Origin of the sequence: Maridesulfovibrio frigidus DSM 17176 (assembly GCF_000711735.1) — a bacterium.
Taxonomy (GTDB): Bacteria; Desulfobacterota; Desulfovibrionia; order Desulfovibrionales; family Desulfovibrionaceae; genus Maridesulfovibrio; species Maridesulfovibrio frigidus.
The window spans coordinates 62473-79226 of the sequence record NZ_JONL01000010.1; the positions used below are offsets into that span (position 1 = coordinate 62473).

General features: G+C 41.7%; 15 protein-coding genes. 5 read left to right on the forward strand and 10 right to left on the reverse strand.

What is annotated here, in order from left to right; genetic code table 11:
* Positions 1–51 precede the first annotated feature (51 nt).
* Both dapB and BR06_RS0117115 read left to right on the forward strand, forming a co-directional pair.
* Positions 52–828: a 4-hydroxy-tetrahydrodipicolinate reductase gene (gene dapB / locus BR06_RS0117110; protein ID WP_031485264.1), complete on the forward strand. Its 777-nt coding sequence runs from the start codon at positions 52–54 to the stop codon at positions 826–828.
* Between the two features lie 204 nt (positions 829–1032).
* Positions 1033–2898, forward strand: coding sequence for a potassium transporter Kup (locus BR06_RS0117115; RefSeq protein ID WP_031485266.1), 1866 nt, complete (start codon positions 1033–1035; stop codon positions 2896–2898).
* 29 nt (positions 2899–2927) lie between these two features.
* On the opposite strand, the gene BR06_RS0117120 is transcribed toward BR06_RS0117115, so the two are convergent.
* From BR06_RS0117120 to BR06_RS0117130, 3 genes are all read right to left on the reverse strand, one after another.
* The gene (locus tag BR06_RS0117120) at positions 2928–3269 is read right to left on the reverse strand and encodes an Hpt domain-containing protein (RefSeq protein WP_031485268.1); all 342 of its coding nucleotides are present in this window, start codon (positions 3267–3269) and stop codon (positions 2928–2930) included.
* Between the two features lie 152 nt (positions 3270–3421).
* The gene (locus BR06_RS0117125; RefSeq protein WP_031485269.1) at positions 3422–3853 is read right to left on the reverse strand and encodes an ACT domain-containing protein; all 432 of its coding nucleotides are present in this window, start codon (positions 3851–3853) and stop codon (positions 3422–3424) included.
* Between the two features lie 27 nt (positions 3854–3880).
* The gene (locus BR06_RS0117130) at positions 3881–5188 is read right to left on the reverse strand and encodes a phenylacetate--CoA ligase family protein (RefSeq protein WP_031485271.1); all 1308 of its coding nucleotides are present in this window, start codon (positions 5186–5188) and stop codon (positions 3881–3883) included.
* 450 nt (positions 5189–5638) lie between these two features.
* Between BR06_RS0117130 and rsfS the strand changes: the two genes are divergently transcribed.
* Genes rsfS through BR06_RS0117145 form a run of 3 tightly spaced genes read left to right on the forward strand, consistent with a single transcriptional unit; the run spans position 5639 to position 7828 of the window.
* On the forward strand, positions 5639–6019 hold the full coding sequence (rsfS, locus tag BR06_RS0117135) for a ribosome silencing factor (RefSeq protein ID WP_031485274.1): 381 nt from the start codon (positions 5639–5641) through the stop codon (positions 6017–6019).
* 30 nt (positions 6020–6049) lie between these two features.
* Entirely contained in the window at positions 6050–7582 is a 1533-nt protein-coding gene (gpmI, locus tag BR06_RS0117140) for a 2,3-bisphosphoglycerate-independent phosphoglycerate mutase (protein WP_031485275.1), read from the forward strand.
* Positions 7583–7585: 3 nt separating this feature from the next.
* On the forward strand, positions 7586–7828 hold the full coding sequence (locus BR06_RS0117145) for a hypothetical protein (protein ID WP_031485277.1): 243 nt from the start codon (positions 7586–7588) through the stop codon (positions 7826–7828).
* 95 nt (positions 7829–7923) lie between these two features.
* Here the strand turns inward: BR06_RS0117145 and BR06_RS0117150 are convergent, their stop codons facing one another.
* The 7 genes from BR06_RS0117150 to BR06_RS0117180 all read right to left on the reverse strand — a co-directional run bounded on the left by BR06_RS0117150 (position 7924) and on the right by BR06_RS0117180 (position 16266).
* The gene (locus BR06_RS0117150) at positions 7924–10182 is read right to left on the reverse strand and encodes a carboxyl transferase domain-containing protein (protein ID WP_031485279.1); all 2259 of its coding nucleotides are present in this window, start codon (positions 10180–10182) and stop codon (positions 7924–7926) included.
* Between the two features lie 9 nt (positions 10183–10191).
* Positions 10192–11610: a biotin carboxylase N-terminal domain-containing protein gene (locus tag BR06_RS0117155; RefSeq protein WP_031485280.1), complete on the reverse strand. Its 1419-nt coding sequence runs from the start codon at positions 11608–11610 to the stop codon at positions 10192–10194.
* A 518-nt stretch (positions 11611–12128) separates the two neighbouring features.
* On the reverse strand, positions 12129–12728 hold the full coding sequence (locus tag BR06_RS0117160) for a tetratricopeptide repeat protein (protein WP_031485282.1): 600 nt from the start codon (positions 12726–12728) through the stop codon (positions 12129–12131).
* A gap of 178 nt (positions 12729–12906) precedes the next feature.
* Entirely contained in the window at positions 12907–14178 is a 1272-nt protein-coding gene (locus BR06_RS0117165) for a Y-family DNA polymerase (RefSeq protein WP_031485284.1), read from the reverse strand.
* Positions 14175–14615 (reverse strand): LexA family protein, encoded by a 441-nt coding sequence (locus BR06_RS0117170; RefSeq protein ID WP_031485287.1) that lies wholly within the window; start codon positions 14613–14615, stop codon positions 14175–14177. Before BR06_RS0117170 ends, BR06_RS0117165 begins: the two co-directional genes overlap by 4 nt.
* A 159-nt stretch (positions 14616–14774) precedes the next feature.
* Positions 14775–15689: a DHH family phosphoesterase gene (locus tag BR06_RS0117175; protein WP_031485289.1), complete on the reverse strand. Its 915-nt coding sequence runs from the start codon at positions 15687–15689 to the stop codon at positions 14775–14777.
* A gap of 154 nt (positions 15690–15843) precedes the next feature.
* Positions 15844–16266, reverse strand: coding sequence for a universal stress protein (locus tag BR06_RS0117180; RefSeq protein WP_031485292.1), 423 nt, complete (start codon positions 16264–16266; stop codon positions 15844–15846).
* Positions 16267–16754 lie beyond the last annotated feature (488 nt).

Consider the following 16754-nt stretch of genomic DNA (forward strand, 5'->3'; position numbering starts at 1 on the left):
TATAGCAATTAATTGGTTCATTAATGGGCCGTAAAATTTCAGGAGCACAAAATGACTGATATAGTAATCATCGGCGCAAAAGGGCGCATGGGCGCAACACTTGTTCGTCTAATTCAGGAAAGCGACGATATGAAGCTTGCAGCTGTAATGGAACGTTCCGGCTGTGAAGAAGGACTTGATGCTTTGGGCTGTGTTTGCGGAACATCTCCTGATGAAGTTCTCGTTAAGGTTCCCGGCGCAGTGATTATCGACTTTACTGCTCCTGCTGCAACTTTGAAACTGCTCGAAATAGCCGTAATCACTGGCAATCCTGTGGTGATCGGAACTACTGGTATGACCGCGGAAGATCTTGCTAAGGTTGAAGAGTTTGCAAAGAAAGTTCCTATCTTCTTCGCTCCAAACATGAGCGTTGGCGTCAACGTGCTTCTTAAAATTTTACCTGAATTGGTTCGCATGCTCGGACCTGCTTACGATATGGAAATGACAGAAATTCATCATAACAAAAAGGTCGATTCCCCGAGCGGTACAGCTCTCAAGCTTGCTGAATGCATGGCGGAAGCTCGCGGACTCGTCTACGATGAAGTTAAACAGCATTGCCGTGACGGTATTATTGGTGCCAGAACTAAAGATGAGATTGGCGTAATGGCTGTTCGCGGCGGAGACGTTGTCGGTGATCACACTGCATACTTCCTCGGACCTGGTGAACGCATAGAAGTAACTCACCGCGCTCATTCCCGTGACACATTTGCACAGGGCGCAATTAGAGCTGCCGGATGGCTAGCAGAGCAGAAGCCCGGTAAGATCTATTCAATGGCAGACATTTTCTAAAATTAGTTTTTAATATCTTGGCTACGTATTACAAAAAATGTAGCTGAAATATGGATTTAAGGTTAATAAGGTCGTATCGGTTTATCCGATGCGGCCTTTTTTTGTTAATAAATTTAGTAAATAAATTCAGCAAATAAATTGGTCTTATTTTACAAAGTTAAACTTGTACTTTAACTTTTAATATTGTGTAGTATCGAAGTAAATATGAAAAAAAAGAGTGAAATATCGAGACAGACATTTTTATCGCTAGGTGCGCTTGGCGTAGTTTTTGGTGATATCGGAACCAGCCCGCTTTACGCCCTGAAAGCATGCTTCAGCGGGCATCATGGAATTGCACTCAATTCCGGTAATGTGCTTGGCGTACTCTCGCTTATTATCTGGTCTCTTTTTGTCGTGATCAGTTTAAAGTACGTCACCTTCGTAATGGCTGCGGATAATAAAGGTGAGGGCGGAATTTTCGCTCTCTACGAACTGATTAGTAAAAAGGGCAGTAAACAAAAAGTAACGTTTACACTTCTCCTTGCAATGATTGGCGGCGCATTGCTCTATGGCGATGGGGTAATTACTCCAGCCATATCGGTTCTGTCAGCAATCGAAGGACTTGATATTGCCACGCCAGTTGCTCACAAATACACGACCCATATTTCATGTGCCATTCTGGTAGCTCTATTTGCCTTTCAAAAATGCGGTACGGATAAAATAGGGCGACTATTCGGCCCTGTCATGGTCGTTTGGTTTATCGTAATAGGTACATTCGGTGCTCTATCATTTGTAAATAATCCCGTTGTACTTGAGGCATTCAGCCCATGGCATGCTGTTAGGTTTTTCGCTGAAAACGGTTTTGCTGGAACGTTAGTTCTGGGAGCTGTTGTTCTCTGTGTCACCGGAGGTGAAGCTTTATTTGCGGATATGGGACATTTCGGTAGAAAGCCTATAACTTTGGCGTGGTATTGCTTAGCCCTGCCTAGCTTGTTGCTAAATTACCTAGGTCAGGGCGCATTGCTAATAAATGACCCGAAGCTGGTAGTTAATCCCTTTTTCAGCCTGTTTCCAAAATCTATTCTATTGCCGATGGTAGGGCTCGCAACTTTGGCGGCTATCATTGCCTCACAGGCGATAATATCAGGTGCTTTTTCGTTGACTGCTCAGGCCGTTCATCTCGGTTTTATCCCGCGTATTAGAATATTTCAAACTTCTGAGCTTAATCCCGGCCAAGTGTATGTAAGCTCCGTAAACTGGCTTATGGCCGCTCTTAGTATCCTACTTGTAATCTCATTCAAACAGTCTGAAGAATTAGCAGGCGCATACGGTATAGCCATCACCGGAACCATGGTTATTACAACCTACCTGTTCTGGTTCTACTTACGCGATATTCGCAAGTGGTCTTTCGTTTCTGCCGCGCTGCTTACAGGATTTTTCGGATGTTTTGATCTAGGATTCTTGATTGTGAACTTCACAAAGATTGGTGGAGGAGGCTGGGTTCCGATCCTGCTTGCCGCAATCATTGCGTATGTGATGTACATATGGATTTGGGGGAGAGCGGAAGTCTTTGCGAATGTAAAGGAAAGGGGGCTGCATGTTACAGATCTGGAAGATCTTATAGAAGAGTATTTGCTAGCTAAGGTTCCCGGAGAAGCAATTTTTTTAGCCGCCTCTGACTTTGTTCCTCACGCTTTCGTGCAGCATCTCAGGTGGAACAGGGTTGTTCACGAGAAGCTGGTTTTTGTACAGGTGAAGACTTTAAGCGATCCTTATGTAGATTCTGGAAAACGAATTTCTATTAAGAATTTGGAAAAGAACATTTCGTGGCTTACAGTATCATATGGTTTTATGGAGAAACCTAACGTTCCAGTAGCTATATTTCAGGCATATAATCAACTTGGGGTGACTCAGGATGAATGCCAGTATTATGTTGGGCAGGTTTCTATCAAGCTTAATAGAGAGAGATCTGATTATGGGCTTAGACGGAAAGTCTTTATAGTGCTCAGTTCTTTTTCTGATAATCCTGTAGACTATTTTAAGATCCCTGAAGAGCAGGTAATCACCATCAGTACAGGAGTAAAAGTCTAGCTAAATTTTAAATGATTCACGATAATTAATTAATGAATGTAATTGCTCATAAAATCGTAAACTAGCTTCATTTCAGTTTCGAGGGAGTGCAAGTCTTGATCTGCCTTACTGGCATCTCCTGAAAGAGCACTCTGTTCAAGCTCTAGGCAGGCTGCTTTAACTTTGTCCGCACCCATTGTTGCTGCTGCGCCCTTTAGCGAGTGGGCCAGATATTTAAGTTCTTCCATTTGTCCTGATTCTAGTGCGTCTTTGATCTTAAGAACTCTAGCTGGTTCATCTCTAAGAAAGACAGTGAAAAGTTTCGTCAGGAATTCTTTTTTAGAACCCATGGATTTCATCCAATCGCTATTAATTACGTCGTTATTATTCATTTCGTATCCATAGTTCAAAATTTAATTCATATCCACAAGTTTTCAAACATAGATCGATAATATGTTATATGTAAAATTTTTGTGCTTTTATTGCCATAAAAAAAGGGCCTGAAGTTGATACTTCAGGCCCTTTAAATTGCGGTGTATGATTTCTACAGTTTGCAGAGTTCGTCGCTTGGAATCATTGGAATGTTCTTTTCAGTTAGTAATTCGATAGCTTGCTCTGTTCGATCAAAGCGGAAAATAATTACTGCACTGTCACCAGACTGTTGAACAAATGCGTACATGTATTCAACGTTGATGCTCGAGTCTCTAAGCATATCCAGCAAAGAGTGCAATCCGCCCGGTTTATCGTTAACAACAACTGCAACTACAGTAGTTTTACCTACGGTGAAGCCTGCGTCTTTGAGTACTTTTTGAGCAGTTTCAAAATCGGATACAATAAGTCTCAAAATACCAAAATCAGAAGTGTCGGCCAGTGAAAGGGCGCGAATATTAACTTTCGCTTCACTTAGAAGTCTGGTTACTTCTGCAAGTCTTCCTGAACGATTTTCAAGAAATATAGATAGCTGATCACATTTCATAGTGTTCCTCGCTTTTATGTTGGTCTGTTACTGGTTCTCGTTGCGAAGGTCGACAATTCTCTGGGCTTTACCTGCTGAACGCTCAATAGACTTTGGTTCTACAAGTTTAATGCGAGCAGTTACCCCAAGGAATTCTTTGATATTTCTTTGTATCTTTCTTTCGAGTGTCTGTAAATTTTTAATTTCATCTGAGAAGGTGGTTCCTGCAACTTCTACCTTTACGGTGAGAATATCAAGGTTTCCGTCTCTGTGAATTTCGAGCATGTAATGAGGTGACAACCCTTCGGTTTCAATAAGGATGGATTCGATCTGTGAAGGGAATACATTCACACCGCGAATGATAAGCATATCATCACTTCTGCCTGTTACACGCTGCATTCTGGCAAGAGTTCTGCCACAACGACATGGAGTGTAGTTTAGCTTGGTGAGATCGCGGGTGCGGTAACGGATAAGCGGGATGCCTTCTTTGGTGAGGGTGGTGATAACAAGTTCACCGACTTCACCTGGTTCAACAGGTTCGCCTGTTTCAGGGTTGATTATTTCAGGTAAGAAATGATCTTCCATGATGTGAAGGCCGTCCTGCGCTTCCGCACATTCCATTGCAACACCAGGGCCCATGATCTCGGAAAGTCCGTAGATATCAAGCGCCTTAATGTTCAGCTTATCCTCGATTTCTCTGCGCATGGACTCTGTCCAAGGCTCAGCTCCGAAAATACCTGTCTTGAGCGGCAACTCTCTAAAGTCAATGCCCATCTCTTTACCTGTTTCATATAAGTATAGAGCATAAGAAGGTGTGCAGCAGAGCACTGTCGCACCAAAATCTTTTATAACCATAATTTGGCGTCTGGTTGCGCCGCCGGACATTGGAATGATGGTAGCACCGAGAGCTTCAGCTCCGTAATGCACACCGAGGCCGCCTGTGAACAAGCCATATCCGTAAGCATTGTGAATGCTATCTGCCGGGGTTGCTCCTGCAATTGCAAATGAGCGGGCCATCATGTCTGCCCAGTTTTTGATATCACGCTTAGTGTAACCAACAACTGTTGCCTTACCTGTAGTTCCTGATGAAGAATGAATTCTAACGATATTTTCACGGGATACAGCAAACAGCCCGAATGGGTAGTGATTGCGGAGATCCTGCTTCTCGGTAAAAGGCAATTTGGAGAGATCTGAAAGAGATTTAATATCTTTAGGTTCTATACCGAGTTCTTTAAACTTTTTGGTGTAGAAAGGAACGTTTGCGTAAACTTTTTCACAAAGTTGTTTGAGACGTTTGAGCTGTAATTTTTCCAGCTCTTCTCTCGGCATTGTTTCTTTATCTATGTCGAAGATCATTATTTGCCTCCTACAGGCTGAAGGGTATGGTTTCTGCCTGAAAAAAAATGTTGCGCTTATGTCTTAAATCACGATTGTAGGGACTTTGTTTCATGAAAAAACAAGATGCTGAAAAATAAAAAACCGTGATCAATGATGTTTGGAGCTATTGCATAAGTGGCTGCTCACAGTCAAGTTTGAATGTGTAGAGTCACTTTTAATCATATTAAATGAATAAAAAATCAATAATATTGTAAATGATTGTAAATATGGCGTTGGTATTGATTGCGTATCGTTCATAAATTCTCTATATCATTATATTGTAGGTTAAATGCTGTGGGACGGACTGTGGCTGATTATTCATGATGGATGAATATCACACAGGGGAGTTAGAAGCCCTATATCCTGATTTGTCACAGTTAATCCAAAGCGCGTATCTTCACACAAGGTTCGCCGAGTTAATAGAAAAGAATGAAAACTAAAAGTAAGAAATTTAAAGAGATTAGTACTCCGGACAAACTCCAGCTTGTATCAGAATGGTTGGACGAGAAGCAAGCAATAGACGTTGTTGCAATTGACGTAACCGGGATTTGCCCGATTTCAGAAATCGTAATGGTTGTCAGTGCTAAAGGTGTTCGTCACGCGCAGTCTCTGGCTGACAACACACTTGGAAATCTTTCCAGAGACACCATCGAGTATCTTGGAATGGAAGGTTACCAGACAGGCGACTGGATTCTTCTGGATTTGAACGATATTATCATCCATATTTTTCAGGAAGATAATCGCGAATTTTATAATGTTGAAGGATTGTGGTCTGAAGGGACCAGAATTGAATTAGATATTAACCGGTAGGCTCCTGCCTCCGTATTTGAGGTTCTTTTCATGTCCAAGCAAACTGATGCTCCCACAGTTCTCCTCATCTTAGATGGATGGGGAATTGCTCCAGCCAGTAAAGGTAACGCTGTACAACTTGCGAAAACGCCAGTTTTAGACAGTCTTTTTAAAGACTGTCCGAATACTCATCTGAAATGTTCCGGCAGAGCTGTCGGACTACCGGATGGGTTTATGGGGAACTCGGAAGTTGGGCATACCAATATCGGCGCCGGGCGTGTTGTTTTTCAGGACATGACCAGAATCGATGTGACCATTGAGAATAATGAACTTGCAAACAATGATGCCATTTGCGATTTGATTGATAATGTTAAAGCTACAGGCGGAAGGCTCCATTTTATGGGACTTCTCTCTGATGGCGGAGTGCATTCTCATGTGAATCATCTTTACTCACTTCTTCAAGTGGCTAAAGACGCCGGCGTTAGCGAAGTTTTCGTTCATGCATTTATGGATGGACGCGATACTTCGCCGACAAAGGGCAAAGAGTACATGTCTGAGCTTGTTGATAAGATGAATGAAATCGGTATCGGGAAGGTTGCGACCATCTCGGGCCGATATTATTCTATGGATCGAGACAAGCATTACGAGCGCAATGAACTTGCGTACAGGGCGCTCGTTCTCGGCGAAGGGCAGATTGTTACAAATCCTGTTAATGCCGTCGAGGCCGCTTATGCTGAGGGGGAAACCGATGAATTCATCAAACCTCGTATTCTGGCGGATGTTGACGGGCTAATGCTCGATGAAGACGGAGTGTTCTTTTTCAACTTCCGTGCTGACCGTGCTCGCCAGTTGTGTAGGATTTTGACAGATGAAGAGTTTACCGAATTTGAAAGACCTATCGTTCCGGCCTTTGCGGATTTCGTGACTATGACCAGATACGAAAGTGATTTTTCTTTTCCGGTAGCTTTCGCTCCTCAGAATATTGTGAATCCTATCGGTGAAGTCATTTCTAATGCTGGCCTTAAGCAGCTTAGAATTGCGGAAACCGAAAAATATGCTCACGTGACGTACTTTATGAATGGTGGAAGGGAAGAGCCTTTTCCTAACGAAGATAGAATCCTCGTACCTTCTCCCCGTGAAGTGGCTACCTATGACCTTAAGCCTCAGATGAGTGCTGAAGAAGTTACTGAAAAGCTTGTGAACGCTCTGCCTGATTATTCTTTGTGCATATGCAATCTAGCCAACCTGGATATGGTTGGGCACTCAGGAATAATTCCCGCAGCTATTTCGGCCACTGAGACTGTTGACGGATGTGTCGGTAAAATTGTTGATGCTGTAGCCAAACTCGGCGGTCAGATTCTTTTGACTGCTGATCACGGAAATGCAGAGGAGATGATTGATGCGAATGGCGGTCCTCAGACTGCACACAGCTTGAACGAAGTTCCGCTGATTTTCATTGGCGACGCTTTCAAGGGGCGTATTCCATCAACCGGCGCTTTATGTGACATAGCACCCACCATTTTGAATTTAAAAGGCATTTCTGTTCCAAGCGAAATGACCGGAAAAAACCTTTTTGAGAGTTAATTAATGTCTGAATCCGGCAAGCCTATATCTCCAGTTCGTCCCAGCGGAATGGAAGTGATTTTTATGTATAAATGTCCTTTTTGCGAAAGGTCTGTCCCACTTATTGCACCTACTCAGCCTATTATGGTTCAGTGTGATTCATGCCGTGAAAAATTTCCGCTTGTGCCTGTCGATGATAAATTAGTCAGATTTTACAAGACAATGCTAGCTAACGGAAATGCCGCAATGGACCCCGATTTTTTCTAAGTTAATAGCTTTCACTAATTAAATCTAAATTTCATAAAAAAAGCCTCTTTCTGCTAAGCAGAAAGAGGCTTTTTCAATTCGTATAATCGAGTCGTTTATCTGTAATACAGGTTTCTACCACCAACAGTGAGGAAAGCCTGATGCAGATTTCTGCGAATATCTCTACGATCCCAAATATCCTGAATGTGACCGCGTGAGAGAGCATTGTATGCGGAATGGTAATCAGGTGGAATGTCCATACCTGTTGTTTCTTTGATAACACCCGGGCCAGCAAAGCCGACACGCGATGAACGAACAGCATACTGATAAGGAGAGCAGCCAAGGAAACTTGCTACAGGTCCTGCGTATGAGTTTGTATCATACAAAACGATATAGAGTCCGCCGGATTCGATGTAGCGGCGTACTGCGAGAGTACAGCGTGGCATCTGAATGAGTCCGTTTGTGCCTTCCTGAATTCTGATTCCGGCTGTTCCGTGAACGTATGCCAGAAACGGGTATCTCTTTTTGCCCGCAAGCTCTAGAGCGCGAACAAATTTTTCACCCTCAGCAGCTCCAACTGATCCGCCTCGGAAAGGGGCAACCAGAGTCGCACAGATTACTTTAGTGTGTTTGATATGACCTTCGAAGGTCACGCAACCACTCTGAAGCCCGGTTTTTTCTTTCGCAGCATCCAGTCTGTTCTGGTAATTTGGAAAGTTGGTCGGGTTTGTAGCACAAATGGATTTGTTGAATTCGCGAACTGTTCCCCAGTCAAATAAATTAGCAAGGTACCAATTATATTCCATTGGGAAATGATGTCCACATGTCGGACATACACCGGCGAATTCATCAAATAGATCGCGAGACCATATTTCGAGACAGCCGTCTTTTTCCGCGTTAGGACAGGTTATTTCTCTGTCTTCATTCGCTCTAGGGCTGACGAAATGTCTGTAATCTGCCGGTGGAAGCTGCTCTTCATCCTGAACAGACAGCTTGGTCAATGCGAACTCAACTTCTGAGTTGCTTTTGGTAGTTAAACCTATTTTGCTGGCTGCGAGGCGCTTAAGTTGATCCACCTTGTTCGTGACAACATGGATTTCATCTTTTGCTTCTTCGGCAAGTCTTAAAAACTTAGTTTGATATTTTTTGATTAAATCGTATCGGATAGTGGAGTAGGCTGCAGCCATTGCATCCACTTTCGCTGAATTGATTTTTTCAATAAAGGTTCTTTTGTCTTCGTAGGCATGCTGAGCCATTTTACGGTATTTTTTGTATCTCTTCCAAAGCAGTCTTTCTTTCTCATTGGAATTGATTGACCAGCGTACGAATACGGATTCGTCAGTAAGAGCCTTCTTATTGCGGCTTTTAATTGCTGTACCACGGAAAAGGCGAAGTCCTTTAACGCTTAAGACAACTTCATCGGTAGCTCTGATAACTTCGGATCTTACTACTTTGTAGAAATCGAAGTGTTCAGGGCGGGATCCCAAAGGGGGCTCATGAATGATGCCGTCAATGTATCCGAAACCGAGGTTGTCTTTTGCTGTGATACACTGATTTTTAGCGCAGGAATCGATAAGCTCTGAAGATGCACGCATTCCATCGCGGAGACGTCCTTCGATCGCTGCAGCACCCTCTGGAGAAATTACAGAGTAGTAACCGTGTGAAAGCATAAGGCGTTTGTCAGCCATTGCAATAGCTTCCGCACCGCCGGAACCACCTTCGGATATTACGGAGATGACTGGAACTTCAAGCCCGCACATTTCGTAGATATTCTCAGCAATCTGCTGTGCTGCGCCCGGATAATCTTCAATAGGATAAGATCCGGGAGTAAATACATAAGTATGGATAGGAATATTTTCACGCGCGGCAACTTTCATGTAACGCAATGCGTTGGCATTACCCCATGGTTTAATACAGCCACCGTTACGAAATTCCTGTCCGTGTCCTTTTTCCTGACCAACGACCATAACTGGCTGGTTGTGCACTTTTTTGCCGACTCTTCTGGAGATGTAGGCGCGTGCGATGACCATGCCGGGATCGATGCTCATGTCATCCTTGCCGCCGACAACTGTGTAATTGTCGTAAACATTTTCAAGAATATCCTTAAGGCATATTCTTTCGGAATGACGAACGATACGGACTTTGTCCATGGGGGTAAGGCTATTATCAATATCCTTTTCAAGCACGGCCAAGCTTTCGCCGACGGTGTTTAATTTATCCCACAGTTCTTCCTGAGTCAGATTGATATTGCGGTCTAGGAAGGAATCAAGCTTCTGGGCGAATGCTGTAAGGCGTCTGTCCTCGACTTCACCGAGAATGTCGCGCGCATACTGAACTCGCTTGCTTAAACCTTCTAGTTTTTTTTCTATATCCATGGTGTATTATTAGAATTCCAGTAAATTGTTTGTTTTCTTGGCCAAAAACTTGAGGTTGGACTTGAGCGAAACATTTTTTCTGTCCTTACCTTTTAGTACGAATTCGTTAAGGAATTCATGACCGCGTTCTTTAGCCTCTTTAAGGTCCTTACCCCAGATAATGGCAAGAGCCAGATTGGGGTCAAACTCTGTAGGGATCTGATATGGCAGTTTTTTGGGAATATGTGTGTGCATTTTGAGCCAAGAGTGCTCTTTCCAATGAAGTTCTTCAATTTCCCCTGCCCAAGGAGCGAATTTGTCATCGGTGTCTTCTGCAATGATTCTGTATTCGATTCCTACACCATTAAGAGTAATGTCTTCTTGAGTATATCCAAGCTCGTCACCAAGCGCGAGTCTGATCTGTTCTTTGATCAGATTAACGTCTGAGTCACCTTGAATGCTTGAAATCTGAGCTGAAACACCATTTTCAACCTGAATTCTGGTGTTTACCTCCATCAAGAAAGGAGCTCCCTTAGGTGTAACAATCCATTCCCATGTACCGACACTATCATAATCAATGCTGTGGGCCATCTTTAAAGAATGGGCTACAATGTCATCAATGACTTTTTGCGCGTCAAAGGAATAGGTCATGCCTTCCGGGTAGAATCCCGGAGCTACTTCGATTCTTTTCTGTCTGCCGGGACTCTGTACCGAACAGTTTCTAGTTCCGAAGTGGATATGATGCTTACCTGATTTTTCAGAAACGATTTGTACTTCAAGGTGATTGAAGTTGAAGATACGCTGTTCAATAAGAACACCTTCATCATTAAAAGTACGCAACGAGAAGTTTCTAATTTGGCGGTAAACCTGACGGAATTCTTCGATGCTATATACTTCATCGATTCCCATTCCGCCACCACCGGCAGATGCTTTTACAAGAACTACTGGGTTTTTAACACCCTGTTCTTCTTGGAATTTAAACAGGTTGGATGCAATTTCTTCAGCTTCCAACTCGTCATAAATAGCTCTGTCAGAACCAGGAATAGTAGGAACTTCAAGCTTTCTAGCTAAGCGTTTGGTGTTAATTTTATCACCAAGATCGCGAATAACTCTCCATGAAGGGCCAACGAAAATCATCGCCCTTTCTCTTTCAGTTACTCTGCGAGCAAAGCGGTAGTTTTCAGAGAAAAAACCGTAACCCGGATGAACCGCAGTACAGTTTGTTTGATCAGCAACGGAAAGAATATCTCCGGCATCATTATAAGATCTGATTTTGTAAATTGATTCTTCACCGCCTAGCTCTCTTGCAAGAGTAACGTGTCCTGAATCTTTGTCCTCAGCCGTGTATACGCTAACAAAGCCAACACCGAGGTCTGTACATGCCTGCATAATACGCACAGCAATCTCACCTCTATTGGCGATCAATATTTTATCTTTTTGAGATTTCAAAGCGACTCTCCTGAGTCTTGCGAGTTTAGTTCGATATATTAGGGTGAATAAACAGGTTTTTTTAAAAAATACGGAATCTTTTTAAGCCAACTGTAATCCCTGTCAAGCGAAATGTAATTAACGCCCATGAAGGTATACACTAGATGTTGTGTTCTTATTTTAAGAATGTCTTTTAATTTAAGGTTCTTATATGGATTTTAAAAAGCAAAAACTATACTGTTTCAAGTTTTTGAATTGTTTGAAGTTTGGTTTCACGTTAACTAATTATTCGGCTTTAATTATCTATAGGTTGAACTGATAAAACAAAGACTGCTTATCGTCAAATTCTAGATTTTTTTTTGCTATAAGATTGTTGATTTGGTTTATCTTTTTAAGTGTCTTAATTAATTCGTAAAAAAAAGATATACTCATGTTTTAATCTGAATTTTAGAAGAGAAATGTGAAATTAGTTTTTTGTGTTCAAAAAAAAATCCCGCAATCTTTAGCAGAGTGCGGGATTTAAGGGCTGTTTTTTACTTTTACATGATATCAAAAACATCGAGTATGTTAGATTCATTTTCTTTCGCAAGTCTCGAGCTTTCTTTGGCTTTCAGAGTATCTTCCATCACCTGGGCTACGGATACATTCTTGTGCCCCTCAGGTAATTCCAATTCTTCAACAAAAAGCTTTGTGTCTGAGAACTTTTGCGGAGTGAATTTATCCTGATACACAGACATTCTAGTGTATATGGTAATGTGCTCAAGAGCTATTTCAGGTTGACCGAGTTCTTTATATGCTCTTGCCAGCTTTCTGTGGGCCAGCCTTTTGTGGCCTTCATCAAGGTTAAGCTCGAGTCCTTTTTTGATAGTTTTTATAGCTTCTTCAGTTTTGCCCTGACGCAGGTAGCAGTCTCCAAGCATAATATAGCTAGGGCCGTACTCTGGATCGGCATCAAGTGCTTTTATAAAGTATGTTTCCGCTGCGGTGTCGCAGTTTAACATAAATGCTACTGTTCCTGTCTGGTGTAGGCCTACAGCTTCTTTTTTGGTTCCGCATCCTGTCAAAATAAGAGCAAGCAGTACGGGGACGCTCAGAATTTTGATGGTTTTTGCAAACCGAATAGATGAATTATTCATCATGGATAGGATTATTCCTTTTTTTTTGCTAAATTAATTTAAGCAGTTTTTACCTTTTGGTGTTCATGCCTTAATCTTATTGAATGAGCAAGGGAATCTATATTGGTACCATTTTTATAAAGTGTCCACCATATTTTTCGGTTTCTGAATGCTGAACCTTGCAACTGCTTATTAATTTTATCTATTTAATTTTCGGAATTTCTGCCCAGCATGTCGTATAGTCAGGCGACTTGTGATTTCTAGTCATTTGCCAAGGCTGATTAATTCCTTCTGATGCGTAGTTCAAGGTTCCCTTACCAAACCTAGTGTTTGCAGCATCCAGTATTTTCATTAATTTATTCTTTTTCACCTTACTTTCACTATCTGCAAGCTCCAGAAGGTTAGCCTGTCTGTTATGTTTATGGACTAGATCCAACAAAACAACTCCGGTTTTTTTGAATTTGTATCCGGGACGGTAAATAGATTTGATACCATTTAGAGCTGCAGTAATAAGATCCGGCGTATAATCTGTTGCTACCGGAAACATTTTGGTTGTGGAGTTTGAGTATTGTGGAAGAGAGTTATGGGGATTTGTGGCTAAGAAGATCATTATTCCTCCAGTCAGTGATTGCTGTCTTCGTAGCTTTTCCGCTGCGCGAGTCATATAGGCGGCAACTGATTCTTCGAGTTCCTGTAAAGTGGATATCGGCTTTCCAAACGATCGTGAAGTCACAATCGTTTTTTTGGGTGGCGGTGAATTTTCAAGTGAAAAGCATGAAATTCCACGAAGCTCCAAAGCTGTATGCAGTCCCGTTATCGTCAAATTTTCCTTTATCCATAGGTCAGGCAAATTCTTAAAGAGGCGGGCAGTTGTTATTTTCCTGTCTATAAGTTTTTTTCCGGTTTTTCTACCAATTCCCCATAGGTCACTTACGGGTATTTTTTCTAAAAATTTATCATTTTTATCAAGATCACAGAGTCCGAATACTCCGTTCGTCCACGACTCTTTTTTTGCGAATCTGTTTGCCGCTTTGGCTAGGGTCTTAGTAGGTCCAAAGCCGACTGAGACAGGTATTCCTGTCCATTTTAGCACCTTATTGCGCATTTCGTGCCCGATTGATTCTAGATTATTCAAATCGTGTCCCCCGAATTCAAGAAAGGATTCATCAATTGAATAAACTTCCATTGATGGTGCAAATGTGGCCAAAGTGTTTACGACCCGCTGAGACATATCTCCGTAGAGCGCGTAGTTCGATGAAAAGACGCTGACTCCGTGTTTTTCGAAAAAAACTTTATATTTGAAAGCCGGAGCTCCCATAGGCACGCCAACATCTTTTGCCTCTTGTGAACGAGCTATGACGCACCCATCATTATTAGATAATACTACAGCTGGTCGATTCCGTAACGATGGATCGAAAACTCGCTCGCAAGAGACATAGAAATTATTGCAATCAACAAGTGCAAGAATTTTCATAAACTAGCTTTGTGTATTATATATGTTACTACGCCCCATATCTCGAAAGAAGTATCTTCCGTCACTTCGAGTTTGGGGAAGTCTTTATTTTCGGGCATAAGAAATAATTTGTTACCAGCTTGTTTTAACCTTTTGACAGTCAATTCTCCGTTGAAGACAGCGATAACTATAGAATTGTTTGCGGCATCCAGTGCTCGATCAACTATTAGTATGTCGCCAGATTGTATGTTTGCATCTTGCATGGAATCGCCATATGCGCGCACAAAAAATGTGGCGGTTGGGTTCCGTATAAGATGTTCGTTCAGGTCCATTTTTTTGTCGATGTAGTCATCCGCAGGGGAGGGGAATCCTGCTGCAACTTCTGAGAGGTAAAATGGAAGCATCATTTCAGAATTGATTTCCGGTAAGAAAAATCCAGAATCACGGATATTGTTCATTTGGGTGAGATTGTCTCATTTATTTACAAGGTTCTTTTTGTCGATCTATTGTTAACACATGAGTGGGGGTTGTCAATCTTAAGTAAACTCATTCCCCAAAAAAAGAGCCTGCAAAAATGCAGGCTCTTTAATAATATTACTAATTAAATTACTATTAAATTATTTATTCATGAGCTTGGCAACCAGTTCTCCGAGTACGGCATCAGCCTTTTCATGAGGGACCTGACATGTTCCAACCTGTTTGTGACCACCACCTCCGTACTCTAACAACATACTTCCTATATCAACCGTACTGGTACGTTTTATGATGCTGTGTCCAACGGAGAAAACAGTATTCTGCTTTAGCTTACCCCAGATAATCTGGATGCTTACGTCACACTGTGGGAACATGGAGTAGATAGTAAATCTATTTCCAGGATAAATTTCTTCTTGCTCGCGAAGGTCAAGTATTACAACGTTTGCGAACACTTCCGAACGTTCCTCAAGCATGTTACGGAATTGCTGATCTCTTTCCATATAGAGGTCAACACGCTCTTTCACATCCGGCAGTTCGAGTATTTCAGTGATAGAGAGGGAACGGCAGTATTCAATGAGATTTTCCATTAACTGGTAGTTACTCACATTAAAATGCCTATAGCGTCCAAGACCCGTTCTTGGGTCCATGATAAAGCCAAGAAGAATCCAACCAATCGGATTCTGGACTTCTTCGGCTGTAAGGTCACCGCTATCTACTTTATCTACGTAGTGCAGCATTTCATCAAATTTATCGTCGAACTTTTCGTGTCCTCCGAAATATTCCCAGATAACTCTGGCAGCACTTTTTGCTTTTCGGGACATCCCTTTAAAATCTAGATCCATGCCCAAACGTTCATCTTCACTGGAATGATGGTCAAACCAGTATCCACATCCTTCTATATATGGAACGTTGGCAACTATGTCGTTGGGGTCACCGGGATATTTGCCGTCTTGAATGTCTTTTGGGTGTACGAACATCCAATTATCCATGATTCCTATATCCGTGAGAAGGACTGCACAGGCTAAGCCGTCAAAGTCAGATCGTGTCAAAAGACGCATGAACCACTCCCTATGGGTTTTCAAAAAAATAGATTTCGATCAAACAAGTAGTTTAAAACTTATTGTCTCGAATTTAAGTCAAAAAAAAATTAATTACAATCTGATTTTTGGGATAGCACGACCTGTCTTTTTAAATAAGTATTAATTTTTCGGCTTATTTTATTACTAAAACAGGGCAGTGAGCTGTGTTGAGTACTTTGTGGGTTACGCTTCCCATAAGCAGTCCTTCAAGGTCCGTTTTGCCCTTGGAACCTATAATGATGAGATCACAATTTTCTGTTTCTGCCACGGTTGTTATGGATGTAGTGGTTTTTCCCCCTATAATTTTTTCACTGAGTTCTACGTCTTGCGCTTTTGGGTGCTGAGTATATTTTTCAAGGATGGCGTATGATCTTCTAGTTGAATCATCTATTGCTTTTTGAAAATTAGGCTCACCTAGTCCTGATGGAACAGGGGGATGGCAGTGCAAAAGAATTACTTGCGCTTTGGTTATTTGTGCCAATTCAAATCCATATTCAACTGCGCTATCAGAATGTTTTGAACCATCTACTGGGATTAATATTTTCGAAAAAATCATATTGAACATCCTCCCGGAATTTTTCGCACAATACGTGAACCTTGCGTCTGGTGCAACCTGCTACGAGTTAAGATTTGTTGTTAGGAAGTAAAAATTGCGTTTTCGTATGTAATTCTAGCTTAAATCAGATAAAACTGAACGGCCATTCAGTTTTATTTGAAAGAATTATTACTTTTTATAGAACTAATTTGTATTATTATTTTTACGTAATTGTTGTTTGTTTTGTTATTAAATCAATTAAATAAGTATTTTAAGTGTGTATGTCGAGCCTGTTAATGCTTTACGGTTTTACTTTATTGACTGTTGACAAAATAAAAAACTGAACATAGATATAGTCTCAGTTGATGCCGATATAAATTCTTATGAGTGACTATACATAAGGGTGAATGTTTTTTTGATGCCGTAGAATTCCTTCTATTGGGACTGTAGGGGTCTTTAAATGAAGTTTGAATGACGGCAGCACGAAAAGTAGGTTTTCCTACAGCAGT

What these genes read in the sequence shown, in the direction of transcription:
- BR06_RS0117125 (WP_031485269.1), bottom strand. Translation starts at nt 3,853, where the DNA reads ATGAAATGTGATCAGCTATCTATATTTCTTGAAAATCGTTCAGGAAGA.
- BR06_RS0117170 (WP_031485287.1), bottom strand. Translation starts at nt 14,615, where the DNA reads ATGAACAATATCCGTGATTCTGGATTTTTCTTACCGGAAATCAATTCT.
- BR06_RS0117180 (WP_031485292.1), bottom strand. Translation starts at nt 16,266, where the DNA reads ATGATTTTTTCGAAAATATTAATCCCAGTAGATGGTTCAAAACATTCT.
- BR06_RS0117150 (WP_031485279.1), bottom strand. Translation starts at nt 10,182, where the DNA reads ATGGATATAGAAAAAAAACTAGAAGGTTTAAGCAAGCGAGTTCAGTAT.
- BR06_RS0117175 (WP_031485289.1), bottom strand. Translation starts at nt 15,689, where the DNA reads ATGCGTCTTTTGACACGATCTGACTTTGACGGCTTAGCCTGTGCAGTC.
- BR06_RS0117130 (WP_031485271.1), bottom strand. Translation starts at nt 5,188, where the DNA reads ATGATCTTCGACATAGATAAAGAAACAATGCCGAGAGAAGAGCTGGAA.
- dapB (WP_031485264.1), top strand. Translation starts at nt 52, where the DNA reads ATGACTGATATAGTAATCATCGGCGCAAAAGGGCGCATGGGCGCAACA.
- BR06_RS0117160 (WP_031485282.1), bottom strand. Translation starts at nt 12,728, where the DNA reads ATGATGAATAATTCATCTATTCGGTTTGCAAAAACCATCAAAATTCTG.
- BR06_RS0117120 (WP_031485268.1), bottom strand. Translation starts at nt 3,269, where the DNA reads ATGAATAATAACGACGTAATTAATAGCGATTGGATGAAATCCATGGGT.
- BR06_RS0117115 (WP_031485266.1), top strand. Translation starts at nt 1,033, where the DNA reads ATGAAAAAAAAGAGTGAAATATCGAGACAGACATTTTTATCGCTAGGT.
- rsfS (WP_031485274.1), top strand. Translation starts at nt 5,639, where the DNA reads ATGAAAACTAAAAGTAAGAAATTTAAAGAGATTAGTACTCCGGACAAA.
- gpmI (WP_031485275.1), top strand. Translation starts at nt 6,050, where the DNA reads ATGTCCAAGCAAACTGATGCTCCCACAGTTCTCCTCATCTTAGATGGA.
- BR06_RS0117165 (WP_031485284.1), bottom strand. Translation starts at nt 14,178, where the DNA reads ATGAAAATTCTTGCACTTGTTGATTGCAATAATTTCTATGTCTCTTGC.
- BR06_RS0117145 (WP_031485277.1), top strand. Translation starts at nt 7,586, where the DNA reads ATGTCTGAATCCGGCAAGCCTATATCTCCAGTTCGTCCCAGCGGAATG.